General features: G+C 58.4%; 27 protein-coding genes and 2 tRNA genes. 12 read left to right on the top strand and 17 right to left on the bottom strand.

Annotated features, from left to right (window positions below; genetic code table 11):
- The first annotated feature begins 154 nt into the window (after positions 1-154).
- Both TK42_RS26795 and TK42_RS27305 read left to right on the top strand, forming a co-directional pair.
- Entirely contained in the window at positions 155-691 is a 537-nt protein-coding gene (locus TK42_RS26795; protein ID WP_146097868.1) for a hypothetical protein, read from the top strand.
- Positions 692-1,024 carry a restriction endonuclease gene (locus TK42_RS27305; protein ID WP_103733966.1) on the top strand — a complete coding sequence of 111 codons (333 nt, stop codon included), beginning with the start codon at positions 692-694 and terminating at the stop codon, positions 1,022-1,024. It begins immediately after the preceding gene.
- Positions 1,025-1,592: 568 nt separating this feature from the next.
- Here the strand turns inward: TK42_RS27305 and TK42_RS08145 are convergent.
- From TK42_RS08145 to TK42_RS08105, 9 genes are all read right to left on the bottom strand, one after another.
- Positions 1,593-2,501: an ImmA/IrrE family metallo-endopeptidase gene (locus TK42_RS08145; RefSeq protein WP_103733965.1), complete on the bottom strand. Its 909-nt coding sequence runs from the start codon at positions 2,499-2,501 to the stop codon at positions 1,593-1,595.
- A gap of 17 nt (positions 2,502-2,518) precedes the next feature.
- Positions 2,519-2,830: a hypothetical protein gene (locus tag TK42_RS08140; protein ID WP_018606359.1), complete on the bottom strand. Its 312-nt coding sequence runs from the start codon at positions 2,828-2,830 to the stop codon at positions 2,519-2,521.
- A 9-nt stretch (positions 2,831-2,839) separates the two neighbouring features.
- Positions 2,840-3,076 carry a colicin E3/pyocin S6 family cytotoxin gene (locus TK42_RS08135; RefSeq protein WP_018606357.1) on the bottom strand — a complete coding sequence of 79 codons (237 nt, stop codon included), beginning with the start codon at positions 3,074-3,076 and terminating at the stop codon, positions 2,840-2,842.
- Between the two features lie 227 nt (positions 3,077-3,303).
- A tRNA-Thr gene (locus TK42_RS08130) sits at positions 3,304-3,379 on the bottom strand.
- A 464-nt stretch (positions 3,380-3,843) separates the two neighbouring features.
- Positions 3,844-5,031: a methyltransferase gene (locus tag TK42_RS08125; protein ID WP_103733964.1), complete on the bottom strand. Its 1,188-nt coding sequence runs from the start codon at positions 5,029-5,031 to the stop codon at positions 3,844-3,846.
- Entirely contained in the window at positions 5,012-5,701 is a 690-nt protein-coding gene (locus TK42_RS08120; RefSeq protein ID WP_032803763.1) for an ABC transporter permease, read from the bottom strand. Before TK42_RS08120 ends, TK42_RS08125 begins: the two co-directional genes overlap by 20 nt.
- A gap of 38 nt (positions 5,702-5,739) precedes the next feature.
- Positions 5,740-6,435: an ABC transporter permease gene (locus TK42_RS08115; RefSeq protein WP_005783890.1), complete on the bottom strand. Its 696-nt coding sequence runs from the start codon at positions 6,433-6,435 to the stop codon at positions 5,740-5,742.
- A gap of 74 nt (positions 6,436-6,509) precedes the next feature.
- Positions 6,510-7,262, bottom strand: coding sequence for an ABC transporter substrate-binding protein (locus TK42_RS08110; protein ID WP_005783892.1), 753 nt, complete (start codon positions 7,260-7,262; stop codon positions 6,510-6,512).
- 13 nt (positions 7,263-7,275) lie between these two features.
- Positions 7,276-8,049, bottom strand: a complete 774-nt coding sequence (locus TK42_RS08105; protein ID WP_003187760.1) for an ABC transporter ATP-binding protein — start codon at positions 8,047-8,049, stop codon at positions 7,276-7,278.
- Positions 8,050-8,605: 556 nt separating this feature from the next.
- Between TK42_RS08105 and gabP the strand changes: the two genes are divergently transcribed.
- Positions 8,606-9,997 (top strand): GABA permease, encoded by a 1,392-nt coding sequence (gene gabP, locus TK42_RS08100; RefSeq protein WP_103733963.1) that lies wholly within the window; start codon positions 8,606-8,608, stop codon positions 9,995-9,997.
- A 279-nt stretch (positions 9,998-10,276) separates the two neighbouring features.
- Here the strand turns inward: gabP and TK42_RS08095 are convergent, their stop codons facing one another.
- Positions 10,277-10,690: a hypothetical protein gene (locus tag TK42_RS08095; RefSeq protein WP_103733962.1), complete on the bottom strand. Its 414-nt coding sequence runs from the start codon at positions 10,688-10,690 to the stop codon at positions 10,277-10,279.
- Between the two features lie 158 nt (positions 10,691-10,848).
- On the opposite strand from TK42_RS08095, the gene TK42_RS08090 reads away from it, so the two are divergent.
- Together TK42_RS08090 and TK42_RS08085 are read left to right on the top strand one after the other, a co-directional pair.
- Positions 10,849-11,814 (top strand): arsenic resistance protein, encoded by a 966-nt coding sequence (locus tag TK42_RS08090; RefSeq protein WP_103733961.1) that lies wholly within the window; start codon positions 10,849-10,851, stop codon positions 11,812-11,814.
- A gap of 87 nt (positions 11,815-11,901) precedes the next feature.
- On the top strand, positions 11,902-13,509 hold the full coding sequence (locus tag TK42_RS08085) for a hypothetical protein (protein ID WP_103733960.1): 1,608 nt from the start codon (positions 11,902-11,904) through the stop codon (positions 13,507-13,509).
- Positions 13,510-13,531: 22 nt separating this feature from the next.
- Here the strand turns inward: TK42_RS08085 and TK42_RS08080 are convergent, their stop codons facing one another.
- The 7 genes from TK42_RS08080 to TK42_RS08050 all read right to left on the bottom strand — a co-directional run bounded on the left by TK42_RS08080 (position 13,532) and on the right by TK42_RS08050 (position 20,010).
- On the bottom strand, positions 13,532-14,692 hold the full coding sequence (locus TK42_RS08080) for a Fic family protein (protein WP_032878370.1): 1,161 nt from the start codon (positions 14,690-14,692) through the stop codon (positions 13,532-13,534).
- 198 nt (positions 14,693-14,890) lie between these two features.
- Positions 14,891-15,562 carry a hypothetical protein gene (locus TK42_RS08075; protein ID WP_005783902.1) on the bottom strand — a complete coding sequence of 224 codons (672 nt, stop codon included), beginning with the start codon at positions 15,560-15,562 and terminating at the stop codon, positions 14,891-14,893.
- A 65-nt stretch (positions 15,563-15,627) separates the two neighbouring features.
- On the bottom strand, positions 15,628-16,029 hold the full coding sequence (locus TK42_RS08070; protein ID WP_103733959.1) for a TonB family protein: 402 nt from the start codon (positions 16,027-16,029) through the stop codon (positions 15,628-15,630).
- A 246-nt stretch (positions 16,030-16,275) separates the two neighbouring features.
- A tRNA-Phe gene (locus tag TK42_RS08065) sits at positions 16,276-16,351 on the bottom strand.
- A 103-nt stretch (positions 16,352-16,454) separates the two neighbouring features.
- Entirely contained in the window at positions 16,455-16,727 is a 273-nt protein-coding gene (locus tag TK42_RS08060) for an oxidative damage protection protein (RefSeq protein ID WP_005783905.1), read from the bottom strand.
- The gene (gene mutY, locus TK42_RS08055) at positions 16,724-17,791 is read right to left on the bottom strand and encodes an A/G-specific adenine glycosylase (protein WP_103733958.1); all 1,068 of its coding nucleotides are present in this window, start codon (positions 17,789-17,791) and stop codon (positions 16,724-16,726) included. Before mutY ends, TK42_RS08060 begins: the two co-directional genes overlap by 4 nt.
- A complete protein-coding gene (locus TK42_RS08050; protein WP_103733957.1) occupies positions 17,788-20,010 on the bottom strand; it encodes an AsmA family protein in 2,223 nt (740 codons plus the stop codon). The genes mutY and TK42_RS08050 overlap by 4 nt, the downstream gene beginning before the upstream one ends.
- Positions 20,011-20,336: 326 nt before the next feature.
- Here TK42_RS08050 and TK42_RS08045 point away from each other — a divergent pair, with 326 nt between their 5' ends.
- The 7 genes from TK42_RS08045 to TK42_RS08015 all read left to right on the top strand — a co-directional run bounded on the left by TK42_RS08045 (position 20,337) and on the right by TK42_RS08015 (position 26,102).
- Positions 20,337-21,998: an OFA family MFS transporter gene (locus tag TK42_RS08045; protein WP_005783912.1), complete on the top strand. Its 1,662-nt coding sequence runs from the start codon at positions 20,337-20,339 to the stop codon at positions 21,996-21,998.
- Positions 21,999-22,230: 232 nt separating this feature from the next.
- Positions 22,231-22,827 (top strand): imidazoleglycerol-phosphate dehydratase HisB, encoded by a 597-nt coding sequence (hisB, locus tag TK42_RS08040; protein WP_003187781.1) that lies wholly within the window; start codon positions 22,231-22,233, stop codon positions 22,825-22,827.
- Positions 22,827-23,465, top strand: a complete 639-nt coding sequence (hisH, locus tag TK42_RS08035; RefSeq protein ID WP_005783914.1) for an imidazole glycerol phosphate synthase subunit HisH — start codon at positions 22,827-22,829, stop codon at positions 23,463-23,465. The genes hisB and hisH overlap by 1 nt, the downstream gene beginning before the upstream one ends.
- Positions 23,466-23,723, top strand: a complete 258-nt coding sequence (locus TK42_RS08030; protein WP_032878360.1) for a DUF2164 domain-containing protein — start codon at positions 23,466-23,468, stop codon at positions 23,721-23,723.
- A 39-nt stretch (positions 23,724-23,762) separates the two neighbouring features.
- The gene (gene hisA, locus TK42_RS08025) at positions 23,763-24,500 is read left to right on the top strand and encodes a 1-(5-phosphoribosyl)-5-[(5-phosphoribosylamino)methylideneamino]imidazole-4-carboxamide isomerase (RefSeq protein WP_003171106.1); all 738 of its coding nucleotides are present in this window, start codon (positions 23,763-23,765) and stop codon (positions 24,498-24,500) included.
- A gap of 9 nt (positions 24,501-24,509) precedes the next feature.
- Positions 24,510-25,280, top strand: a complete 771-nt coding sequence (gene hisF / locus TK42_RS08020; protein WP_003171107.1) for an imidazole glycerol phosphate synthase subunit HisF — start codon at positions 24,510-24,512, stop codon at positions 25,278-25,280.
- 66 nt (positions 25,281-25,346) lie between these two features.
- A complete protein-coding gene (locus tag TK42_RS08015) occupies positions 25,347-26,102 on the top strand; it encodes an ABC transporter substrate-binding protein (protein WP_103733956.1) in 756 nt (251 codons plus the stop codon).
- Positions 26,103-26,194: the final 92 nt, after the last annotated feature.

Raw genomic sequence — 26,194 nt, 5'->3', positions numbered from 1 at the left:
CGTTGCACTGATCTGTCCCGTTTTTAGTTGCGAAGTGTGATTTCACGGTGCCGTCTTTTAGTATGAAAAATTTATTGGTTTTAGGGGGTTGAAGTTGAGCGTTGGTTGTGCAGAGCGAATAGCATTTAGACATCTTCTCGAATTTGATCATAATATGGATGTTGCGGAATATGAACGATCAGGATTGGTGGTGGAGTCTGAGTTTAATGACAAAGTGTGTCATATTTGCCGAGGTAAGCTAAAGCATTATCGAGAACCAAAGGAGATGAGTCGGGGCGACATAGTGGAGTTTGATGAGATAATAAAATCTAAACCCGGATCGTCTTTTATTTTGATGTGCAAGAATTTATTCTCTTGCCCGAGGTGTGGTTGGTGGTGGTCAAACGAGCGAGGAGTGATTTATCCGTCTGGTATAAACTCGCGAAGTCCTGATGATTATTGCCCAGGGATAGAAAAAATAGATATATCGAGCAGCAAGGTTGCTATTGATGATCTGGTTTTTCATCTGACCAGAAAGTGGAGTGATCGCAAGATGATTTCTGCGTCAGCAGCAGAGTTATTTGTGGGGAGTCTTTTAAAAGAGCATCTAGGTTGTGACGTGGTAAGTGCAACAGCCAATACAAATACTCAGGATGGGGGGATAGATTTGCATGTTTGCCACAAGGGTGGAAAAATACTATCGGCGGTCTAGGTGAAGCGAAGAATAAATCGAGACGTGGAAGGGGTGGCGGAGGTTAGAAACTTCCTAGGAGCATTAGCCATTGAGAATATTTCTAAGGGAATCTTCGTGACTACTGCGACAAGGTACAGTAAAAAAGCTTTAGAGATTCCGGATAAACTAAAGCATAGTGTAAATGCTAGGTTAGAACTTGAGCTTTTCGATGGTGAAAGATTGCTTGAGCTACTTAAGAGCCTGCCTCGAGCGAACGCCTTGATTCTTCCAAAGGAAGTATCTGGTCTAGACATTTGGTTGGACGATAGCAATAAGGAATTTACCACGCGGCAAATATTGTACGGTTATTAATTTGTTGTCGAAGGGATAAATAAATCAGCTAGTTATGGCGTTCGGTGAAATCGAATCCGGGTCCGCAGAGTCCTGAGGCTATCCATCTACTTGATCTGGATATGCCCACAGAAGGTATCAGCACGGAAACAGGGGTCAGACCACCATTATTGAAAACATGCTCTGACCCCTATTCTGCTGACCCCTATTTTCCCTGACCCCTATTTTCCCGGTATTTGTCACGCCGATTGTCACGAGGGGGCATGCCGCAAAGCCTTGTACGAGTTGAACTGCAGCATCGGTAGGAGCGCCCGTCTCTTTCCAGAAGAAAGAGACGGGCGCAGGTTGGCGCACGGGAATGGCCAAGCGAATAGGTTGCTGCAGGGCAGCTATGAAACGGAATAAGTTGCCGCAGTGGGCACACTGGTAAAAGTAGGCATCCATCACATCGCTGTGACCGTGCGAGCCGCCGGACGCTAATCGCACTTTGGGTGAACCACCACAGTGTGGCAGCCTTAGAGGTTCTGGCTACCTGGGTTGCCGTCAGCGGCAGCGCTTTGCCTTCTCTTTTCTACGCCTGTCTGATCACTCAACCCCGCAGTTTCAGCTCCCTCACCCGTTTGATCACAAACTGTTCAAACAGAGGGTGCGCAGTCACCACATCGTACATTTCATATTTTGTGAATGCCCGGATAACGGCTCCGCAGATTTCCGCCTCGTCGAGCGCTTTGTTTTTGCCGTAAGCAGCAGCAAGAATGCCGTTCATGTTTTGCAAATAACCCTGCATGCCAGTGTCACTCAGGATTTGGTTGAAGACTTCCCGCCACGGCCTTTTGTCTACTTCCCGTATGTCGCGGCCGATGAAGGTCCAGCTCATGTAAAACTGGCCGTCTATTTCAAAGCTTTCGAAACGACAGTCTGTCTGAAAGGTTTCGCTGCTGACTTCGGCGTTTGGTTCTGGAGGGTACGGCGCCGTTTGGGATCTTCGCGTGCTGAGAACTCTGGATGTGCTGTCCACTTGCACGCAAATCACAGGCTGCGGGAGCGGGCGTAATATTTTATTGAATGTTGCTTCTTTGGATGCCCCGGCCTGGGTAAGGACCGAGCGGAAATAGTGCTCCACACTGGGTGCGGCTTTGTAGGCTTCAAGCAACCAGTCAGATGGCATCAGCAGCTCTGCGGCGAAGCGATTGGCTTCGGTCTCCATTTGGCTGTAGGCAGCATCAACTTCCCGATTCTCCAGGTGGGAGACGATTGTGCCGGTGTGCCATGGGATAACTACGTGCCCGATTTCATGGGCCAGCGTAAATTTTCGACGGGTAGCAGGTGCGCTTGAGTTGATCAGGATGCGGGGTTTGGTTGCAGCACCAATACCAATGGTGATTCCGTCCACGCCGAACGGCAGTTCAAGGTATTCAAGCTCCCCATAGGCAGAGGCTAGCTGTTCTAGATCGTAAGGCGGTGTCAGCTTGCGGATGGCCAGGACGCGACTGGCCATTTTTTCTTCTGGGGTCACTAGATCTTGCCCACGCTGCGTAGCCAGGCTTCGACTTTGGTCGCTTCAGCGACCGATCGCGCGCGTGCAGCAATCGCAAATTTGTCTTGATCGAGTTGGTCCTTAAGAGAGGTGCCGTACTTGTGGGCAGTCAATACAAAAGGTAAGACAGACGGGGTGGTTGACCACAGTTGGTACTCTTCCCACTTCATGCCCAGGTATTCATGCAATTGCATGTCGGCACCTTGACGGCCCTCGTGCCAGTCCTCGACGAATCGGTCGATCTCTTCTTCCAGCACATCGCCTTTAAGGCAAAGCTCTACAAAATTCATATGAACCTCTCAGTTCGGTTTGATCCTTCGTCCGCGGACGGCAGGTTTCAACGCAAGCCCGGTTTCAGGGCAGACCGAACCCAGGTGAAAGCCACGTCGGTCGAAGACTTCAAACTCGCCGTGAAGCGAATCCCATGAGTAGTATCGTTGCTCTACGGCATCAAAGTAATACTTACGGCCACCCTCTACATACGCGACTCTGAAACCGCTGACAATAGAAGGATCAGGCCTCGGTTTGCCGCCCATCCAAGGTTCCCTTAATCCTGAAAACTGGTCCCGGCGTTTTCGCCAAGGAGGGGCCGGACTATACCGTAGCTGGATTGGCATGGGCGGCAGGCTGGAGCGCGGATTCGTTTCAAGAAATCGCGAACTGCATGTGAGGGAGTCTGGGATCTCCAGAACGAAAAAACCCGCCAGAAGGCGGGTTTTTCGGGGGTTTCAGAGATTTTGAAAGCCTTCTCTGGAACCTTGTATGGTGCCGGCACCAGGAGTCGAACCCGGGACCTACTGATTACAAGTCAGTTGCTCTACCAACTGAGCTATACCGGCGTGTTAGGGCGACGATTATAGCGATTGGAAAGGTTCTGTAAACCCCTGAATTCTGACTATTTTTGCAAAAACCAAGGTTTCTTGCGATTAGCGTGTTTTCCACACGGCGTGGCAGCGTAAAAAGTCGTCACTTCGGCGTCAGGCCAGGTACACCGCGTACCTGAGCGATCCGGCGCCCAACGAGGTTCTCCGCCCGCTGAAACCGCCAAAAACCACCCTGCAAAGTCCGCTTTATACGTTTAACGTCTGATGCTTATGCACAATCGGTTGGTAACAGTTGTCACGAAACAGCCATTTTGTGCAGCCGTTCTCAACACGCTGCAACTGCCTGTTTTGTGTGCGTTTTATTTTGTGAACAAAAAATGACCAGCCTCGCTTTTGGCGTTCAGCGCCCATTGCTACAGCTTCTGCAAAGATTCCATCAACAGAGTTATCCACAGGGCGCGTGCAGCGAATTTTGCACCTTATTCGCGCTGGGCCAGCACCATCAGGTTGCGCGGGGTGAGCGTTGGTTCGCAGAAGGTGCCGACCTCGACGTTGTAGCCCTTTTCGCTCAAAAAAAGTGCGCGGTCCAGCACCAGCCACATTTCCAGTGGGCGTCGAAACAAACCCCTTACCAACTCCAGGTTTCGCACTTCGGCCAGGCGCTGCCAGCCGTGGGCTTCGAGCGCCGGCCAGTCTTGTTCACCTGTGGATAAATTCTTGAGGTTTGCCAGCTCGCGGCAGTAGTCGGCGAAGGATTTATCCAGCCAACTGGTGGGCAGGGAGGGCGTCGGCAGGTAGTCGTCGCAGCCGCGCAGTTGCCGCTGTAGTCGATCAAAGCCCAGGCGCCGCGCCATGGAGGTGTCCCGTTGCTGGCGCACGCGGTTGCCGGCGGTGACGGTTTCGCTCAGGGGTAATCCCAGATCGTCGATCGACAGGGTTAGCAGGGATGCGCGCCCGGCGGCGGACAGTGCCTGGTAGCGCTCGGCATTGATGCGGTTGTAGCAGCAGGGCGCCAGCGCCAATTGTTTGCAGCCAGCGGCGCTGGCCAGTTGCAGCAGGCGCACGTGCAGGTCGCCGCAGGCGTGCAGGGCCACAGGTGTGTGTTCGGGGTCGATCGTTACATCGGCCATCACGTCTTGCAGGCAATGGGCAGCGGGCACGCCGTGGTGATCGCTCAGGGCTTGGCCGGACGCAATCAGGGCCGGGTCATATTCCAGGCAGGTCAACCGTTGGCCGGGTTGCAGCAGGCGGCGGCCAAGATGGCCTTTGCCGGCGCACCAGTCCAGCCAGTGGGCAGGCGTCTGGGCAAAAGTCAGTGCGGCGCCGAAGGCTTCGATCTGTTGCCACTTGCGCCCGGGCACGTCCACATTCAAACGGTGGCGAGCGGGGTCAAGGGAGTGGGCGGGTAACTTATCCACAGCACTCAGGCGCAGTGCTTGAGCGGCCAGCTGTGGAAACGGTGCAGGCGCACGCAGGTCGTGGGGGTGGTTGTGACTGGCTTCAGCTTCGGCCAACGAACGCCGACGCAGCCACTGGGATAACTCGGGATGCTCGGTTTCCCAGGGCAGCTGCAACTGAGTAAAGGGCCGTGGTCGCCACAGCCCTTGGTACTCGATCAGGAATGCATCCAGTGCCTGGAAGCGTGCCTCAACGTCCTTGGCACGCATCGACGCGCAGCCACTTTTCCAGCAGTTTGAAACCGCGCACCAGCACGTAGGCCATCAACAGGTAGAACAAGCCCGCGGCGAAGAAAATCTCTACCGGCAGGTAAGTGCGGGCAATGATGGTGCGGGCCATGCCGGTCAGTTCCAGCAGGGTCACGGTACTGGCCAGGGCACTGGCCTTGAGCATCAGGATCACTTCGTTGCTGTAGGCCGGCAGGCCGATGCGTGAGGCGCGGGGCAGGATGATGTAGAACAGCGTTTTCGGTTTGGACATGCCCAATGCCCGCGCTGCTTCGATCTCGCCCGGCGGAATGGCCTGGATTGCACCGCGCAGGATCTCGGCGATATAGGCGGCGGTGTGCAAGGTCATGGTGGCCGTGGCGCACCAGAACGGATCGCGCAGGTACGGCCACATGAAGCTGTTGCGCACGGCATCGAACTGCGCCAGGCCGTAATACACCAGGAACAACTGCACCAGCAACGGCGTGCCACGGAAGAAGAAGATGTAGCCATAGGGCAGGGCGCTCACGTACCAGCGGCGCGAAGAGCGCGCGATACCCAGTGGAATCGCCAGCAGCAGGCCGGCGATCACGGCGATTGCCACCAGCTCCAGGGTCAGGGTGGCGCCCTGGGCCAACTTCGGCAGCCACTTGATGATCACGGCCCAGTTCAGGCCCAGGTCAAAGTGCGATAGCCAACTGTAGTCGCCGCTCATTGGGTGCTCCTTGCAAAGCCGCGGGCGGCGCGTTTTTCCAGGAAGTGCATGCTGGTCATCGCCAGTACGGTCAGGCCCAGGTACATGAACGCCGCAACCATGAAGAAGGTGAATGGCTGCTTGGTCACGGTCACGCCGATCTGCGCGTGGCGCATGATCTCTTCAAGGCCGATCACCGACACCAGTGCGGTGTCTTTCATCAGGATCATGAACAGGTTGCCCAGGCCCGGCAGGGCGATACGCCACATCTGCGGCATGATCAACCGGGTGAAAATCCGAAATTTCGACAGCCCCAATGCCACACCGGCTTCGCGGTGGCCCTTGGGAATGGCGAGGATCGCGCCGCGAAACACTTCGGTGGCGTAGGCGCCGAAGCACAGGCCCAGGGCGATGACGCCGGCGGCGAAGGCACTCAGCGACAGGTCGGGGTTGCCAAAAAACTCACCCAGGGCTCGCATCAGGTTGACGGTGCCGAAGTAAATCAGCAGCACCCACAGTAATTCGGGAATACCGCGAACGATGGTCGAATACGCACCGCCCAGCCATTGCAGCGGCTTGTACGGCGAAGTCTTGGCCAAGGCGCCGGCAAGGCCGAGCACCAGCCCCAGGCACAGGGCCGTGAGCGCCAGTTTGACGGTCATCAGCGCGCCGGCGGCGAGGGCCGGGCCGAATCCGTAGAGATCGAAATTCATGGTGTTTTCATATCGCGGCAGGCATTGCTAAAAGCCGACGCGCTCCCAGGAGCGCGCCGGGCAGGTCGTTCAGATCATTCGATGCTGAACGGGAAGTACTTGTCGTTGATCTTTTTGTAGGTGCCGTCTGCCTTGATCTCTGCCAGGGCTTTGTTCAGGCGCTCGCGCAATGGGTCGCCCTTGCGTACGGCGATACCGATCTTGTCGCTTTCCACCACCGGGTCGCCTTTGAACTCATAGGCCGAACCGTCTTTGCTCTTGAGCCACTCGTACTGCACGTACTTGTCGGCGAGGATGCCGTCAAGGCGACCGGAGGTCAGGTCGAGGTAGGCGTTTTCCTGAGTGTCGTAGAGCTTGGCTTCGGTGTCCGGCAGCTTGTCTTCCAGGTAGGTACCGGCCAGCGTCGCACGCTGTGCACCGATCACCTTGCCCTTCAGGTAAGCGGCGTCAGTCTTGAAGTCTGCCGTGGCTTTTGGCGCAATGAACTGCAGCTTGTTCGAGTAGTACGGGTCGGTGAAGTCAACCGCTTGCTTGCGCTCATCGGTGATCGACAGCGAAGACACCAGGAAGTCGAACTTCTTGGCGTTCAAGGCAGGGATGATGCCGTCCCAGTCGGACACATACACTTCGCACTTCTCGACTTTCATCTTGGCGCACAGGGCGTCGCCGATGTCCTTGTCGAAGCCCACTACGTTGCCGCTGGCGTCTTTATTGTTGAAGGGCGGGTAAGCCGCTTCGATCCCCATTTTCAAGGTTTCTGCCATGGCCGTGGCGCTGAACGCCATCGAGACGGCCGCGGCCAGAAGGAATTTCTTATAGGTCTGCATGCATGTTGCTCCGTTAGCGGTTGCTGGACATGAATTGTTTGCAGCGCGCCGAAAGCGGGTTTTCAAACACCTGCTGTGGCGATCCTTGCTCTTCGACCAGGCCCTGGTGCAAAAACACCACTTCGCTGGATACCTGGCGGGCGAAGCCCATTTCGTGGGTGACCAGCAGCATGGTGCGGCCTTCTTCGGCCAGTGCGCGGATCACATTAAGTACTTCCTGAACCATTTCCGGGTCAAGCGCCGACGTGGGTTCATCGAACAGGATGACCTTGGGTTGCATCGCCAGGGTGCGCGCGATCGCCGCCCGTTGTTGCTGGCCGCCGGAGAGTTGTGCAGGGTAGGCGTGACGCTTGTCGGCAATACCGACCTTGGCCAGCAAGGCCTCGGCCACTTCTATTGCTTCAGCCTTGCTTTGGCCGAGCACGCGACGAGGGGCCTCGATGATGTTGTCGAGGATGCTCATGTGCGGCCACAGGTTAAAGTTTTGAAACACAAAACCAATTTCGCTGCGCAGGCGGTTGATCTGCTTGCCGTCGGCGGCCATCAGCTCGCCGTTTTTTGCGGCCTTGAGCTTGAGCTCTTCGCCGGCCACCAGGATCTGGCCCTGATGCGGGTTTTCCAGCAGGTTGATGCAACGCAGGAAGGTGGACTTGCCGGAACCGGAGGAACCCAGGATCGAGATCACATCGCCGTCGCGAGCGGTCAGCGAGATACCCTTGAGTACCTCAAGCTCACCATAGCGTTTGTGCAAGTTGCGGATTTCAAGCGCGGGCGTGGCCTGGGCCATGTGCGGTCCTCATTGTGTTCGTTGCGATCTTCGCTGTTGGGCCGCCTTCCTGGCGAGGCGCCAAGCTAGCATAGCGTTTGGATGACAGCCAACAGCGCTGCGGACGGTTAACTGGTGGTCTGCGGCAGTGTGTCGCATCGGCGCAGTAGCGTGTCGCGCCATCAACAACCTACAGACGTTTGAACCGGAAAGATCCACAGGCTTCGCGTAAAAAAGGGCGCGATGGTGCCAGCTTTGGCCGGGTGTTGGAAGGGTTAACCGGGCAAACGGTCCACATCAGCCCGTTTATGGGGCGTCACGTACTTTTTGTGTGTGTTTTTGGTGCGCCTGATTGGCTTGAAGGTGAGTCGCACGGTAACGCTATAGCGGAATGCCATGATTCTCAAAGACTTGCGAGCGCTGATGAATTGTCCTACAGCCCGCGTCAATGGCGGCCCTGTTACATTTTGGCGCAAATCTTGCGTAAAAAATAAAGAACGCCCTGTTGGATTCTTTTCACGAGAAAGGCTGCAGGCCGGGCGAACCCGTTTTCGCAATTCCTCGCAAAGGTGTGTCAATGAGTAGTACTCAAAGCTCCAATGACCTCGAACAGGGGCTCAAGCCGCGGCATGTCACCATGCTGTCGATTGCCGGCGTAATCGGCGCAGGTTTGTTTGTCGGCTCTGGCCATGCGATTGCTGCCGCCGGCCCCGCCGTGCTGCTGGCCTACGCGGCCGCCGGTACGTTGGTGGTGCTGGTGATGCGGATGCTGGCCGAGATGGCTGTTGCGTCACCCGATACCGGTTCGTTCTCTACCTACGCCGACCGCGCAATCGGTCACTGGGCTGGGTTTACCATTGGTTGGTTGTACTGGTGGTTCTGGGTGCTGGTGATTCCGTTGGAAGCCAACGCGGCGGCGACTATCCTGCACGCCTGGTTCCCCGACGTGGCGATTTGGGTGTTTACCCTGGTCATTACGTTGTTGCTGACGGCAACCAACCTGTTCAGCGTGAAGAACTACGGTGAGTTCGAGTTCTGGTTTGCGTTGATTAAAGTCGTGGCCATCGTCGGCTTTGTAATCCTCGGCCTGGCCGCGATTTTCGGCTTTTTGCCCACCAGCCAGGTCAGCGGTGTTTCGCACCTGTTCGATACCCAGGGCTTTATGCCTAATGGGATGGGCGCGGTTCTGGCAGCGATCCTGACCACCATGTTCTCGTTCATGGGCACTGAGATCGTGACCATCGCTGCAGCGGAATCCAAGAACCCCGGCCAGCAAATCACCAAGGCCACCAACTCGGTCATCTGGCGGATTGGTTTGTTCTACCTGCTGTCGATCTTCATTGTCGTGTCGCTGGTGCCTTGGAACGATCCGACCCTGGCGGCCGTAGGTTCCTACCAGACGGTACTTGAGCGCATGGGCATCCCGAATGCCAAGCTGATCGTCGACCTGGTGGTGCTGGTGGCTGTTACCAGTTGCCTCAACTCGGCGCTCTACACCGCCTCGCGTATGTTGTTCTCCCTCGGGCGTCGCGGTGATGCACCAGCGGTGGCCAAGCGCACCAACAAAAGTGGTACACCTTATTGGGCGGTGTTGCTGTCCACCGGCGCGGCGTTCCTCGCGGTATTTGCCAACTACGTGGCCCCGGCGGCCGTGTTCGAATTCCTGCTGGCCAGCTCCGGCGCCATTGCGTTGCTGGTGTACCTGGTGATTGCCGTGTCGCAACTGCGCATGCGTCAAAAGCGTGCGGCGGCGGGCGAGCAGATCGTGTTCAAGATGTGGCTGTTTCCTGGACTGACCTACGCGGTGATGGTGTTTATCGTCGGCACCTTGACCATCATGCTGTTCCAGGAAGCGCACCGGGTCGAGATCATCGCCACCGGGATCCTGAGCTTGCTGGTAGTGCTGGCGGGGTTGTTCGTGGCGAGCCGCCGCAAGGCCCAGAAGCTAGGCGCAGCAGTGCTCAACTGACGGAATGTGATGCAAATGTGGGAGGGGGCTTGCTCCCGATGCAGAGTGTCAGTCACTGAGATGTCGACTGAGACTCTGCCATCGGGAGCAAGCCCCCTCCCACATTTTGATACGCGTCAGTCTGCTGAGGTTGTCAGCGACTGAGATGCTGAGCTTGCAGGTGGTATTGGTAGTGGCGAGCTGCGGCAAGGCCCAGAAATCAGGCGCAGCAGTGCTCAACTGACGGAATGTGGTGCAAATGTGGGAGGGAGCAAGCCCCCTCCCACATTTTGATATGTGTCAGTCTGTTGAGGCTGTCAGCGCCTGGGATGCTGCTACATAGTCCGCCTGGAACTGCGGCGATTCGATCCACGCCAACGCAGCGGCCTCGTCATCGCTGTCAGTGGCCCACTGCCAATATTCAATCAGCGCCGCCAGGATAAAGTCGGTCGCTTCCTCTTCGCCTTCCTGCTCCAGCACCAGCGCCAACAGCGGGTGTGCGAGGAATACCGCGCACAGTGCCTGCTGGCTGATCTCGCCTGCGGTGCGCATCTCGACGAACAGTTCGGTCAAGTCCACCGATTCAAGATCGATGCGGCTGTCGTCGCCGGCGAACGCATCCGGCTTGGCCGCGACGGCGCGCTGGGTGCGGTTTTGCTTGGCCTTGGTCTTTGCCCGCTGGGCGCGTTTTTGCTGCTTGTTCGGCGAAGCCATGGGCTCAACATCCTTGGGTTCTGGATCGGGGTGGAGTATTGAAGCGCAGGTTGGGGCAAATCCCAAGGAAATCCGGGCGGGGTTTGGTCGCTTATCGCGCTCGACCACCAGGCCATAGATCAATAGGCTATGCCTTTGTCATCTGCCAGAGCGTCTTCATGACCCGCGATGCCCTTGAGCATAACCAGATCCCCTTCTATTTTGTCGCCATCCTGCTGGCCGCTGCCTGTGGTGTGTTCGCGCCTCTAGTGGCTCACGGTTTGAGCGCATTGATCACACCTGCCATCGCGGTATTGATGTACGCGATGTTCCTGCAGATTCCTTTCCTCGATCTGCGCCAGGGTTTGGGCAATATCCGCTTTGTCTCGGCGTTGTTGCTGGCCAACTTTGTTCTGGTGCCATTGCTGGTGTGGGCGCTGACCCGTGGCCTGCTGGGGCATCCCGCGCTGTTGGTGGGGGCATTACTGGTGTTGTTGACGCCCTGTATTGATTACGTGGTGGTGTTCACCCACATCGGCAAGGGCGATTCGCGGTTGATGCTGGCGGCCACACCGTTGCTGTTGCTGCTGCAGTTGGCACTGCTGCCGGTGTACCTGGGTTTTATGCTGGGCGCACACTCGGGTGTGGTGGTTGAGATCGGCCCGTTTATCGAGGCATTCCTGATGTTGATCGTGATGCCGATGCTGCTGGCTGTGCTGACGGCCTACCTGGCGCGACGATCAAGGCTGGTCGACAAATGGAGCAGTGCGTGGGCCTGGTTGCCGGTGCCGGCGATGGCCCTGGTGTTGTTCGTGGTGATCGGGTCGCAAATCACATCGGTCATGCGCGACTTCGACCTGTTGCTGCCAGTGCTTGCGATCTACCTGGGCTTCGTACTGCTGGCGCCGTTGATGGGGATCCTGGCTGCGCGACTGTTTGCGCTGCCTGCGCCAAGTGCACGGGCGGTGACGTTCAGTGCTTCGACGCGCAACTCGCTGGTGGTATTGCCATTGGCGCTGGCCTTGCCGGAGGACATGCGCGGGTTGGCTGCCGCGGCGGTGATCCTGCAAACCCTCGTCGAGTTGGTGGCCGAGTTGGTCTACGTTCGCCTGATCCCGGCAGTGGTGTGGCCCGCAAGTCGATAAAAGCGTGAATGTTCAGGTTCGTTCAGGCGCTATTCAGGGCAGTGCTCGGCACCATACGCCAGCGCTTCCCACCTGACAGGTCACCCGATGGATCATCGCAACCGTTTTCGCCTGGAGTCCTTGGGCCTCTTTCTGATCGCCCTGTTGTTGTTCACGTTGGGGATCTGGGATCAGCAGCCCCAAGGCTTTGATGGGCGCTGGGCGTTGTTCATGCAGGAAATGTTTCGCCACGGCGCCAGTTTTTTCCCCACCACTTACGGTCAGCCTTACGCGGACTACCCAGGCACCGCGACCTTCTTCAGTTTTGTATTCGCTCGCTGGTTTGATGCGCCGAACCACCTGGCGAATGTGCTGCCCACCGCGCTTGCATCGGCCGGTGTGATCGCACTGATGTACCGCCTGCTGGCGCCGTTCAGTCGCCCATGGGCATTTTTGACGGTGCTGCTGACGCTGCTCACCACCCAGTTGCTCGAAAAATCGCGCTCGGTCTGCCTGGACCAGATGATCGCGCTGCTGTGTGTCGGCAGTTTCTATCTGCTGCACAGTGGCGAGCGCCTGGGGTCGCGGCTGCGGCAATTGGCGGTGTTCCCGTTGTTCGTTCTGGCCTTTGCGATTCGTGGCCCGCTGGGGTTGATCGAGGTGTGTGGGGTGGTGTGCGTGTATTGGGCGCTGGGCAGTCCGGGCGAACGCGTCCGGCAAGTCCTGATCCACGGCGTTATCGGCCTGGTGCTGCTAGCAGTGTGCTGGTGGCTGCTGATGAAGCTTGCGCGATTGAGTGGCGGTGATGCCTTTGCTGATGAAGTGTTCAGGATGCAGGTCGGCGGGCGCCTGGATGAGTCCGGTGAGCCGTTCTATTTCTATTTCCAGCTGAGTTTGTACCGTTACTTCCCGGTGGTGCCGCTGGCGTTGGCCACCCTGGTCGCGCTGCGCCGTCGCTGGCCGGAACGCTGGGTCGACGGGCAGGTGCAACTGCTAGTGCGCCTCGGGGCGTGTGGCTTGATGATTCTGCTCGGGTTGTCGGTGCCGCACTTCAAGCGCGCTTATTACATCTTGCCGATGGTGCCGATGTTTGCGGCTGTTGCGGCCTATGGGCTGCTCCAGGCGCAAGGCTGGCTGTTGGGCGTGCGCCGTTGTTACGAAGGGCTTGTCGCAGCGTTACCGGCGTTGTGCGTGGTTGTGTTGTTTGTGTGTCGGAACGCCTGGCACAAGCAGGGCTATTGGCCGGATATTTCCCTGCCGCTGATGATTGGTGTGTTGGTGGTGTTGCAACTCGCGGCGTTGATTGCCTGGCGCCGGCCGTTGCGTCTGGTATGGCTCAGCGTGATCGCACTGGCGGCGCAATGGTTGCTGCTGGTAGCGGTGATAGAACCGGCCAAGGACCTGCAATTCGACACCCGACGGTTTGTCAGCCAGGTGGAGGCGCTGCGGGAATCACAGCCGGGCCCTTTGGTATTTGTCGACCTGGCCCGAGACACCTGGGCGGTGCGCTACATGATGAACCTGGATCACGATGAGCAGCCACTGTTTGTCGGGCGTCACCAGCTTGAGAAACTGAGTGCGCTGCCGCGACCATGCTGGGTGATTGTGTCGCGCAAGGAGACTGCGCTGTTGAAGGGCTCGCCGGTGGAGCAATTGGCGCCAAGCTTTGCGGGGCGGTTGAATGACAATCCGTTGATGGTGTTTTTGCTGAAGTGAGGGGGCAACTTGGCGGGCCTCCTCATGGATAAGGTTTGTCCAGCTGCTCAGGGATAAAGCCTTCTTCGCGCAGGGATTTGATAACCCCTCTGATCAAATAATTATTTGAGAACCCGATTGTGTACTGCCGAGCGCCTGGACTGATGGGAAGCAGCATCCCTTGGTCGACCAGTTTTTTTATTTGATAGGTTCTTTGGGCGGCGGACAGTGTCGGTAGAGCGTCAGCGATATCGCCCGACTTGACCACCTTCAGTTGGATCGCCGTGCTCAGAATTTTCTCTTCAAGAGGCGTTATCCATGCGCGGTCTTTCGCCAATGCAATGGTGGGGGCAAGAATGTGCCTGGTCAGGTAGCGGTAGTCCGTCAGCCTGCTGACTTTCTCTAATTCATCTCTAATGCCTGCCAGCACATACGTACACCAAGCCTCAAGGCCTTCCTTGGTGCCTGTGTCAGCGGTGGAAAGCATCGAGTAATACTTTTCGCGGTCGATACAGAAGACTGCCGTCGGATTCAGGACTCGGCCGCCAGCGCTCACGTTGAAGCCGTACTTCATCAACATTGCGTACGTCAGAAGGCGCACGACGCGGCCATTGCCGTTGCCAAATGGGTGGATCCAGCCAAACCGGTGGTGGGCCAGCGCGACTTTCATCAGATCGTACTTGGGGGCATCCTGCTTATTCACAAAGGCGACGAGTTCTTGCATGTAGCCTGGCACCATCACCGCCTCGGGCGGGAGGTGATCGGACTGGGCAATGCTGACCCCGGACTCGCGGTAAGCACCTGGCGTACGATCACCTTCGCGTTGCAGTCCCTGGACGGTGATTGAGTGAAGCTCTCGAATCGCAAACTCCGTGAGATCAGCGCCGGTCTGCATGATGCTTTCGACGTAGTCCATGGCCTTTTCGATGTTCGCAATTTCCCGCAACGGATCTGAAGCCTCGGCTGCCCCTTCGACTTTGCTTTCGATGTAGTCGGCCAGTGTCGTGTGGTTGCCCTCGATACGTGCAGAGCCCAGGCTTTCCAGCGTATGAAACAGGGCTTTCAACTGGAAAAAAACAGCAGGCGGTGTATCGCCACCCAGTTGCAGGCGGCGCAGGTGTTCCAGCTCGCTCAGAACATCAACCAGGCCCGAGTCGAACGAGGGGTTCAATAGCTCCAGATCGTGATGAGCAAACTCGGGCATATGGAAAGTATCTCCAATTGATATTTTGATTATCTCGAAAGCAGGCTGATTTGATGCCCGTAGGGAAGGCGTTAGGGGCCTGATGAGGCCCTACACTATCTCAAAAAAACAGTTCGGATAAGTGAAAAATATCCCAAATGAAACTAGGTCCGGTTGGCTTTGGTCAGGGTGCCCAAGCTGTATCCGGACGGGAGCAAGCTATTTGCAGCGATACCCCTCAGGCATCGTCACCGTGTAATTGCGCTGCACGCGGTCCTGGAAGTTCAGGTTCTGCAGGCCCTGCTGTACCAGGAAGGCTTCGACCTTCGCCGCCTGGCAATCGTCGTTATAGGACGATACTCGAAGCACATACACCGCGCGCCTGCTTGCCTCGTCCCGAGCGGTAGCCCGGAAGGTGGTGAGGGTGGTGTAGCCGGTGCGTTCCGATGTGCCTACCGGGCCATAGGAGGTGTTCGGGGTGCTGGTGCAGGTCAGTTGATCGGTCTTTTTCTTGTTCTTCTTGCACTGTGTGGTGGTGCTGTTTGCTACCTGGCCATACTCGGTAGCGGTGTAGCGGTAAGTGACCTGCTTGCTTTCGACATCAAGGGTGATGGTCATTTTGATCGGTGCATGGTTCTTGGGCAGCGTGGTGTCGGTAAAGACATTGCGAAAGCCCTGGTCCTTCATGGCGCTGACCATGTCGCGCAGGTAGTACCGGGCATTGAGTGCGTTTTCGTCGCTGCCCCCGACAGACGTCACCAGTACGGTTGCCTGGCGGTCGAAGTGATAGTCCGGATCGGGTGTCGCGTTGATCGCTACGTCCATTTGCGTGGCGCATCCACTGAGTAGTGCAGTCAGCAGTAATAGCGAGCAGAGCAAGAGGCGTGTCATGAAAGAAACCTTACAGCTGTGAATGGGGTAAAGGGTGGACGATTGAAGCCAGTGAAAAACAAGCCTCAATCGCTCTGGGGCTTAGCTTGGCCTGCGCAGGATGGGGTCAGGCAAAACACAAAGGGTGCGCGCACCTCGACTTCACCATCCTTGAGAACTGACGCAGGCGGAGCAGGCATTGGCGATGCTGCTGGAAGAGATGCCTGCACGGCAGCAACAAAAAGCTCAGAGCCTGAGTGACTGATCACGCGCTGACGCAACAAGTTGCCATGGGCATCGATGGCGAATTCAATATTGACCTGGCCTTCCAGCCGCTGCGCCTGGGCGTTTGCCGGGTAAAATTTGAACAGCTGTATATGGCTTATCAACTGTTGTTCCCATAACTGCTGTTCTGCCAGTTGCTCTGGGGAAGGGGTTCTTGCGCAAGCGCCAAGCAGCAGGGCAAGTGCGATCCAGCAATACTTCATACATATTTCCTTGAGCATTTTTTGCGTCCGTACTATCTGGCGCCACAGAGTATTTCAAATCCAGGCGCTTGGAAGGCTCACTCCCTCGACGGCTTTGCCGATGGGCTTGATCGGTGCCGGTATCGTGATTGCCTTTATTCAAGGCGCTCCTGCTCGGCATCCGGGTCCAAGGTGATCCAGAGCCCATTAAATCGCAGGCAATAAAAAACCCCAAGGAACATTGTTCCTTGGGGTTTCTCGGTATTTTGGTGCCCAGAGACGGAATCGAACCGCCGACACGGGGATTTTCAATCCCCTGCTCTACCGACTGAGCTATCTGGGCAACGGGGCGCATTAAACGGGTTTTTCAGGGGGTCGTCAAGCAAGTTTTCAAAAAATATTTAATTATTACCGTCGCTTACGTGCCGACCCCGGTTTTTGATCAATTATTGAGCAGGTGGCACGTAACCTTCGGCTTGGGCGTATTCCTCGCCGGAAAAGAACTTATCCATTTCGCCGGCCAGGTATTTGCGGTCTTCGGCGTTCATCATGTTCAGGCGTTTTTCGTTGATCAGCAGGGTCTGGTGTTTCAACCAGTCACCCCAGGCTTTGGCGGAGACGTGGTCGTAGATGTCCTGGCCCTTGGCACCTGGGTACGGAGGGCGTTCCAGGGCTGGCAGTTCTTCTTTGTACTTGCGGCAGATAACGGTGCGGGTCATGACGAAACTCCTGCGTTCAATGCTTGCGCCGCGCGCTTCAGCAGTTTTTTCACCGGGGCGGCAAGGCCCAGGCGCGGCGGGGTGGCGAGGTTATACCAAAGCCAGTCGGCCTCGGCCACGTGATGGGCGGATTCCTCGACCTGGACCAGCCAGGGTTCGATGGACAGTTGGAAGTGGCTGAAGGTGTGGATCAACCCCGGCAGTTCCTGATGCTTGCCCAGTGCGAGGGCGTGCTGGTTGGCCAGGTGGTCGAGGTCGCTCAGGTCATCCAGCTCGGGCAAGCTCCACAAACCGCCCCACAGGCCCGTGGAAGGGCGACGGTAAAGCAGGATCGCGCCCTCGGCGTTCGCCAGCATGGGCATCAGCGTGCGCTTTTGCGGGATGGTCTTGCGCGGTTTGGGGATCGGGTAACGCGTCTCCAGGCCGAGCATGTGGGCTTCGCAGCCTTTTTCCAGCGGGCACAGCAGGCAGCTGGGTTTGCTGCGGGTGCAGAGCGTGGCGCCCATGTCCATCATCGCCTGGGTGTAGGCGTTGACGCGCTCAAAGGGTGTAAAGCGCTCTGCGGTGGCCCACAGCTGCTTGGCCACTTTGGGCTCGCCCGGGTAACCCTCTTGGGCGGTAAAGCGCGCCAGCACGCGCTTGACGTTGCCGTCGAGGATCGGCGCGCGCAGGCCCATGCTCAGGCTGGCAATCGCGCCAGCGGTGGACAGGCCGATGCCGGGCAGCTCGGTGAGTTTTTCCACATCGCGGGGAAACTCGCCGCCGTACTCGTTCACCACGATCTTGGCGGTCTTCTGCAGGTTGCGCGCCCGGGTGTAGTAGCCCAGGCCGGTCCACAGGTGCAGCACTTCGTCTTCCGGTGCGGCGGCCAGGGCTTCGACCGTCGGCAGGGATGCCATGAACCGGTCGAAGTAATTGAGCACAGTGCTGACCTGGGTCTGTTGCAGCATGATCTCCGACACCCACACCCGGTACGGGGTGATGCCCTGTTGCCAGGGCAGGTCATGACGGCCGTGGCGGTCGTACCAATCGAGTACCGCCGCTGAAAACTGCTCGTTTCTCATCGGTTGAACAGGCCTTTCAATGCGTCTTTGAGCTTGGGATTAACCTTGTCGAGCTTCTCCTCCAGCTTCTCGTTCAGGCGATTGCCGGCAGCCTTGAGGGCGACCTGGCCCAGGCCGTCCTTGTCCAGACGGCAGGCCTTGGCGCCAAGCTCCAGCGGGCCACGGCAGCGCAGCGGCACTTCAATGCCCTGGAAGTTGGCGCCGACCTGGCAGGCCGGGTCCGGCACCTCGCGCTTGTCGCCTTCGACAATGATGCCGACGCGGTAGTCCATGCCCAGCACGCGCAAGTCGACATCGCCGTTGCCATTGACCGTCAGCCCCGGGATACGCACTTTCAGGTCAGGGTTGCTGGCCACGCCGTTACGCAACGTCAGGTTGCCGCGCAGTTCCTGGAAGGGGGTGTCCTTGCCCGGTGGCGTGCTGGCCAGGGTCTTGCGGTTGAGCAGGGCGATACCGGTGCAGACCTGTTGCTCGATATTGGCGTTGAGCAACACACCGTTATTGATCACAAAGCTGGCGGTGCCGTTGAGGCTGTCGATCAACGCCTTCTGGCTGTTGCCACGCCCGGTCAGGTTGCTGTCCAGGGTGACCTGGCCTTTGACCGGCGGGTTCTTCCCCTGGGCCTGCAGGATTTTCTCAACCGGTACTTGCTTGATATGGGTTTGCATGGCCAGAAGCGGGAGATCCTGGCGCACATCGAGCGTGCCATTGGCCTGGAAGGTACCGTTGTAGAGACCGCCGCTCAGGGTGTCGAGCTTGAGCTGGCCGTCGATGCCGGAGGCTTTCAGCGCCGCGTTCTGGATCGGCAGCTGGCTCAGGGTCAATTGGCCGAACGCAAGGTCGGCGTCGATATCCAGGCTGCGCAGGCGGGTCAGCGGCAGCAGCTTGTCGGTGCTCCAGGCGCCTTTGGTCGGGGCGTCCGGCAGTGGCGTGTTGCCGCCGGCTGCCATCGCACCGGCCTCGCTGTTCTGCACTTCGGCCTGGCGAGCGGCGGTTGCGCCTTTGGCTGCTTCTGATTTGGCCGGCAAGTAGTTGTCGGCATTGAAGGTATCGGCCTTGAGCTGTACGCGCAGGGACTGCTTGGCGAAATCATCGACAGCGACACGGCCGCTGAAGGTGCTTTCGTCGAGTTTCAGGTTCAGGTTTTCCAGGGCGACGCTGTTAGGCGTGCCCTTGAGGCGACTCACCAGCTCGACCTTGCTCAGGCTGCCTGGGGCCATGGCCGGCAGCGGGTGGCCGACGCTCTCAAGGAACTTGGCCAGATCGAACTGGGCCACAGACAACGCACCACTGACCTGCGGGGTCTTGTCCAGGTCGTTGACCTTCAGTTCGCCCAAGGCGCGCAACTGGTTGGCCGACAGTTTCAGGTTGGTCCATTCGGCGACGTTGGCCGCCAGATCCACCAACAATTGGCCCTGGGTGGAGAAACTCACGGTCTTGCCTTGCAGCGGCTCGCCGGTGGCTTCGCCGCTCAGGCGCATGTCTTCGAACTGGTAGCGCTTGAGGGCACGCTGGATGCGCAAGTTGCCGTTCAGCTCGGTCTTGACGCGCATCAGTGGCTGGTTGCTGCCCAGGAACGCGGTGAGTTTGAGCGGAATGCTGGCGCCCTCGTGGATGGCCCCGGCGCTCAACTGGATGCTCTCGGCACTCAATTGCTTGCCGGTCTGTTCATCGGTGTATTCAACGCGAGCGTTGTTGATGGTCAGGCTGTCGATGTCCAGGCGGATCGGTTGTGGCGGTTTCTCCGGCTTGGTTTCAGCCACCGGTTCCACTGGCGCAGGCGCGGCTGCGGGGGCCTCGGCAGTCGCATCGGGTACGTTCTTGCCGATGTCTTCCCAGTTGCCATGGCCCTGCTTGTCGCGGTTCAGGCGCAGGTTCAGGCCCTCGACACGCACATCGCTCATCTGCACTTCGCGGCGCAGCAGCGGCAGTACGCGTACCGACAGGCCGAGCATCTGCAAATCGGCGAAAGGTTGAGTCGGTGCGGTCAGGGTCGCGACGCTGGCCTCGTGCAACTCCAGGCCCAGCCAGGGGAACAGGCTCCAGCCGATATCGCCATTGAGCGTCAGCTCGATGTGGGCCTTGTCGCGGGCTATCTGGCGAATTTCTTCTTTGTAGTCGTTGGGATCGAAGAGGTGGGTCAGGGCAAAGCCGAGCGCCACAATGATCAGCAACAGCCCGAGAAGTACCAGACCCAGGATTTTGCCGAACGCTTTCATGGGCGAGTCCTTGTATGTCGATTTCAAAATTTAGCCGAAGAGTATAACGCCCGACGGCCTGCGTCAGTTCACGGATCGTTACATTGTATCCAGGGGCTCGGAAATGGGATTTTGACGTCAGAAAAGTACAGATAATCCAAAAAAGGTAGTGGCAGTTTGATTTTTCTGTCATCCACTGATGCTAATCTCTGCACGTTCGTCCGCCTTCTGCGACGTATCGTCGCGCTTTAAATGGAGCTTCACTCAAAAAAACGGCCACGCTTTGCGTGCAAGGCCGAGGAGGAGAGCGCCTGACGGACGCATACCAATAACTGGGGGAAACACCAATGAGCACTAGCACTGTGGCCGGCACCGCCGCCGCACAGCCTGCGTTCCTGTCCAAGGAGCGCATCATCGCCAAGCCGGGGTTCAACCGCTGGCTGGTTCCACCGGCCGCCCTGGCCATCCACCTGTGCATCGGCATGGCCTACGGCTTCTCGGTGTTTTGGCTGCCGTTGTCCAAAGCGCTGGGTATCACCGCACCGGTCGCCTGCGCGCCAGACATGAGCTTTATCGCCCAGGTCTTCTCGTCCCAATGCGACTGGCCCATCTCCATGCTGGGCTGGATCTACACCTTGTTCTTCATCTTTCTGGGCTGCTCGGCCGCGATCTGGGGCGGCTGGCTGGAACATGCCGGGCCACGCAAGGCCGGTGTCGTCTCGGCGTTGTGCTGGTGCGGTGGCCTGCTGATCTCGGCGCTGGGCATCTATACCCACCAGATCTGGCTGATGTGGATCGGTTCCGGGGTCATTGGCGGTATCGGCCTGGGCCTGGGCTATATCTCGCCCGTATCGACCCTGATCAAGTGGTTCCCGGACAAGCGCGGCATGGCTACCGGCATGGCGATCATGGGCTTTGGCGGCGGCGCGATGGTGGGTGCGCCCCTGGCTGCGGCACTGATGGGCCATTTCTCTTCGCCGACCAGCGTAGGTGTATGGCAGAGCTTTGTGGTCATGGCGGCGATTTACTTCGTGTTCATGATCGGTGGCGCACTGCTGTATCGCGTTCCGCCGACCGGCTGGAAGCCTGAGGGCTGGACCGCGCCGGCGAAAAAAGCCAGCAACGCGATGATCACTCACCGTCACGTGCATGTGAATGTCGCGTGGAAAACCCCGCAATTCCGCCTGGTATGGCTGGTGCTGTGCCTGAACGTATCGGCCGGTATCGGCATCCTCGGCATGGCCTCGCCACTGTTGCAGGAAGTGTTCGGCGGCAAGTTGCTGGGTGTTGATGTGCCATTTGGCCAGTTGGATGCCGGTCAGCTTGCCTCCATTGCAGCCATTGCCGCTGGTTTTACCGGCCTGTTGAGCCTGTTCAACATCGGTGGCCGGTTCTTCTGGGCGTCGTTCTCCGACTACCTGGGACGTAAGAATACCTACTTTGTGTTCTTCGCCCTGGGCTTTGCCCTGTACGCGCTGATCCCGAACCTGGGGCATCTGGGCAACGTGGCGCTGTTCGTGGCGGCGTTCTGCATCATCCTGTCGATGTACGGCGGTGGTTTTGCGACGGTTCCGGCTTACCTGGCCGACTTGTTCGGTACCCAGATGGTCGGTGCTATTCACGGTCGCCTGTTGACCGCCTGGGCTGCTGCGGGCGTGTTGGGCCCGGTACTGGTGAACTACCTGCGTGAATATCAGCTGAGCATCGGCGTTGAACGCGCCGCGGCGTATGACATCACCTTGTACATCCTTGCCGGTCTGCTGGTGCTGGGTTTCATCTGCAACCTGCTGGTACGCCCGGTGGCCGACAAGTACTTCATGACCGATGCCGAACTGGCCGCCGAACAGGCGCTCGGGCATGACAAGGGTGCCGATGCGTCCACCGTGCTGGAGTGGAAGGCCTCCGCCGCCAGCAAGCCGTTGGCGATCGCCGCCTGGCTGGTGGTGGGTATTCCGTTGGCGTGGGGTGTGTGGGTGACCCTGCAGAAAACCGCAGTACTGTTCCACTAACACTGCAAAACCCTTGTGGGAGGGGGCTTGCTCCCGATGGCGGCGCATCAGTCAGTGCATTGTTGACTGATCTACCGCTATCGGGAGCAAGCCCCCTCCCACATTGGTTATGCATGTACGCACATGTCTATCCCCGACACGCCGTCAGTCTTATCCCCTTCGATGTTTCTGTTTGGCGCCCGCGCCCCTATAATGGCTGCCTTTTTCGCCCAATGATTTTGCGGAGCTGGTGATGGCCGAACGTAAGGCGTCTGTCGAGCGCGACACTCTGGAAACCCAGATCAAAGCCTCGATCAACCTGGATGGCACCGGAAAGGCCCGATTTGATATCGGTGTCCCTTTTCTTGAGCACATGCTGGACCAGATCGCCCGTCATGGGCTGATCGACCTGGATATCGTCGGCAAGGGCGACCTGCACATCGACGACCACCACATGGTGGAAGACGTGGGCATCACCCTCGGCCAGGCATTTGCCAAGGCCATCGGCGACAAGAAAGGCATCCGTCGCTACGGTCATGCCTATGTTCCGCTGGATGAAGCGCTGTCGCGTGTGGTGATCGACTTCTCCGGCCGCCCAGGCCTGCAGATGCACGTGCCCTACACCCGCGCCAACGTGGGCCGTGGCTTTGATGTGGACCTGTTCCAGGAATTCTTCCAGGGCTTCGTCAACCACGCACTTGTCAGCCTGCATATCGACAACCTGCGCGGCACCAACACCCACCACCAGATCGAAACCGTGTTCAAGGCTTTCGGCCGCGCGTTGCGCATGGCTGTGGAAGTCGATGAGCGCATGGGCGGGCAAATGCCGTCGACCAAGGGCGTCCTGTAATGCAGACGGTCGCGGTTATCGACTACGGCATGGGCAACCTGCACTCGGTGGCCAAGGCCCTCGAGCACGTAGGCGCCGGCAAGGTGCTGATCACCAGCGATGCCAACGTGATTCGCGAAGCCGACAGAGTGGTGTTCCCAGGCGTCGGTGCGATTCGTGATTGCATGGCCGAAATCCGCCGCCTGGGCTTTGACAGCCTGGTGCGCGAGGTCAGCCAGGATCGTCCATTCCTCGGTATCTGCGTCGGCATGCAAGCCTTGCTCGACAGCAGTGAGGAGAACGGCGGCGTCGATTGCATCGGTATGTTTCCCGGCCAGGTGAAGTTCTTCGGCAAAGACTTGCATGAAGACGGTGAGCATTTGAAGGTCCCGCACATGGGCTGGAACGAGGTGCGCCGCACCGTCGACCACCCGCTGTGGCACGAAATCCCGGACATGGCGCGTTTCTACTTCGTGCACAGCTACTACATCGCTGCCGGTAACCCGCGCCAGGTGGTGGGTGGCGGGCACTATGGTGTCGACTTCGCCGCAGCGCTGGCCGAAGGTTCGCGTTTTGCCGTGCAATTCCACCCGGAAAAGAGCCATACCCATGGCCTGCAATTGCTGCAGAACTTCGCCGCGTGGGATGGTCGCTGGTAAATGGCCAGGAAACCGAAGCCGCCGATCTTGAACCTCACGCCCGAGCAGGAGCGTGAGGCAACCGACAAGATCAAGCGTTTCATGGAAGACCGCTTCGAGCTCAAGCTGGGCTCGTTCGAGGTCGCCGAGATTCTTGAGCTGTTCACCACCGAAGTGGCACCGCACTATTACAACAGGGCGATTTTCGACACGCAGACGCTCCTTAAGGAAAGGTTCGAAAGCATCGAAAGCGACTTGTGGTCGCTTGAGAAGCCCTGATTTCCCAAGCATTGCTGAATATCGAATAAGGTTTGCCAGATGCTGATTATCCCCGCTATCGATCTCAAGGACGGCGCTTGTGTCCGCCTGCGCCAAGGCCGCATGGAAGATTCCACGGTGTTCTCCGATGACCCGGTGAGCATGGCCGCCAAATGGGTGGAAGGTGGCTGCCGTCGTTTGCATCTGGTGGACTTGAACGGTGCCTTCGAAGGCCAGCCGGTCAATGGTGAGGTGGTCACCGCGATTGCCAAGCGCTACCCGAACCTGCCGATCCAGATCGGCGGCGGCATTCGCTCCCTGGAAACCATCGAGCATTACGTCAAAGCTGGCGTGAGCTACGTGATCATCGGCACCAAGGCCGTGAAAGACCCGGCCTTCGTCGCCGAAGCCTGCCGTGCGTTTCCTGGCAAGGTCATCGTTGGCCTGGATGCCAAAGACGGCTTCGTTGCTACCGACGGCTGGGCTGAGATCAGCACCGTGCAGGTGATCGACCTGGCCAGGCAGTTCGAAGCCGACGGCGTGTCCGCCATTGTTTATACCGATATCGCCAAAGACGGCATGATGCAGGGCTGCAATGTGCCGTTCACCGCAGCCTTGGCAGCGGCCACGAAGATTCCGGTGATCGCTTCCGGCGGCATTCACAACCTGGGTGACATCAAGTCGCTGCTGGACGCCAAGGCGCCTGGCATCATCGGCGCCATCACTGGCCGTGCGATTTACGAAGGCACCCTGGACGTTGCGCAAGCCCAGGCTTACTGCGACGCCTACAACGGCTGAGGACTGACCATGGCGCTGGCCAAACGCATCATCCCTTGCCTGGACGTCGACAACGGTCGGGTGGTCAAGGGCGTCAAGTTCGAGAACATCCGCGATGCCGGCGACCCGGTGGAAATCGCCCGTCGCTACGATGAGCAAGGTGCCGACGAGATTACCTTTCTCGACATCACGGCCAGCGTCGATGGCCGCGACACCACATTGCATACCGTCGAGCGCATGGCCAGCCAGGTGTTTATTCCGCTGACCGTGGGCGGTGGCGTGCGCACTGTGCAAGACATCCGCAACCTGCTCAATGCCGGCGCGGACAAGGTCTCGATCAATACTGCCGCGGTATTCAACCCCGAGTTCGTCGGTGAAGCCGCGCAACACTTTGGCTCGCAGTGCATCGTGGTCGCCATCGACGCCAAGAAGGTCTCCGGCCCGGGCGAAACCCCGCGCTGGGAGATCTTCACTCACGGCGGGCGCAAACCTACCGGGCTGGACGCGGTGGAGTGGGCGATGAAGATGGAAGGCTTGGGCGCCGGTGAAATCCTGCTGACCAGCATGGACCAGGACGGCATGAAAAACGGCTTCGACCTGGGCGTGACCCGCGCTATCAGCGATGCACTGGGTATCCCGGTGATCGCCTCCGGTGGCGTCGGTAACCTGCAGCATTTGGCCGACGGTGTTATCGAAGGCCATGCCAGCGCAGTGCTGGCGGCGAGTATTTTCCACTTTGGTGAATACACCGTACCTGAGGCCAAGGCCTACATGGCAGCGCGCGGTATCGTCGTTCGCTAAACGCTGCTGGACACCATGGCAGGCTCGCGGCACTCTCTGCGCTTGCCATGGATTCCGGTAGCCTTCATGTTCAAACACCTGCTGCTCGCCCTTGCCAGTACCTCGCTGCTCATGGCTGGTACGGCCCAAGCCGAAGAGCCGTCTGACGCCTCCCTGGTGCTGCTGACGGAAAATTTCCCGCCCTACAACATGGCGAAAAACGGCAAGAACTTCGCCAAGGACGAGAACATCGAAGGCATCGCCGTGGACATTGTGCGCGAAACCTTCCAGCGCGCCGGCATTTCCTACAACCTTACGTTGCGTTTTCCTTGGGAGCGAATCTACAAGCTCGCCCTGGAAAAGCCTGGTTACGGTGTATTTGTGATGGCGCGGCTGCCGGACCGTGAAGCCTTGTTCAAATGGGTCGGCCCCATCGGGCCGGACGATTGGGTATTACTGGCCAAGGCCGACAGCACAATCCAGCTCAACGATCTTGAGCACGCCCGCCGCTACAAGATCGGTGCTTACAAGGGCGATGCGATTGCGGAAACCTTGGGGAAACAGGGGCTTAACCCGGTTGTCGCTCTGCGCGATCAGGACAATGCGCAAAAGCTCATGGACGGCCAGATCGACCTGTGGGCCACCGGCGATCCCGCCGGGCGTTATCTGGCGCGACAGGTTGGTGTAACAGGGCTTAAGACCGTGTTGCGGTTCAATAGCGCGCAGCTTTATCTCGCGTTGAACAAAGAGGTGCCGGACGAATGGGTGGCCAGGCTTCAGGCGGCGCTGGATGAGTTGCGCAAGAGCGGTCGTGTAGACGAAATCATGGCGCGTTACCTCTGAAGTTGGCAGTTGCGCAGAATAAACGCGGTCAAAATGTGGGAGGGGGCTTGCCCCGATAGCAGTAGATCAGCCAATACATTTTCAGCTGACAC

The organism is Pseudomonas sp. GZJR-8 (genome assembly GCF_002916705.1).
Lineage (GTDB): Bacteria > Pseudomonadota > Gammaproteobacteria > Pseudomonadales > Pseudomonadaceae > Aquipseudomonas > Aquipseudomonas synxantha_A.
Note: the sequence above shows the minus strand (reverse complement) of the source record. Positions and strands in the feature narration are given on the sequence as shown.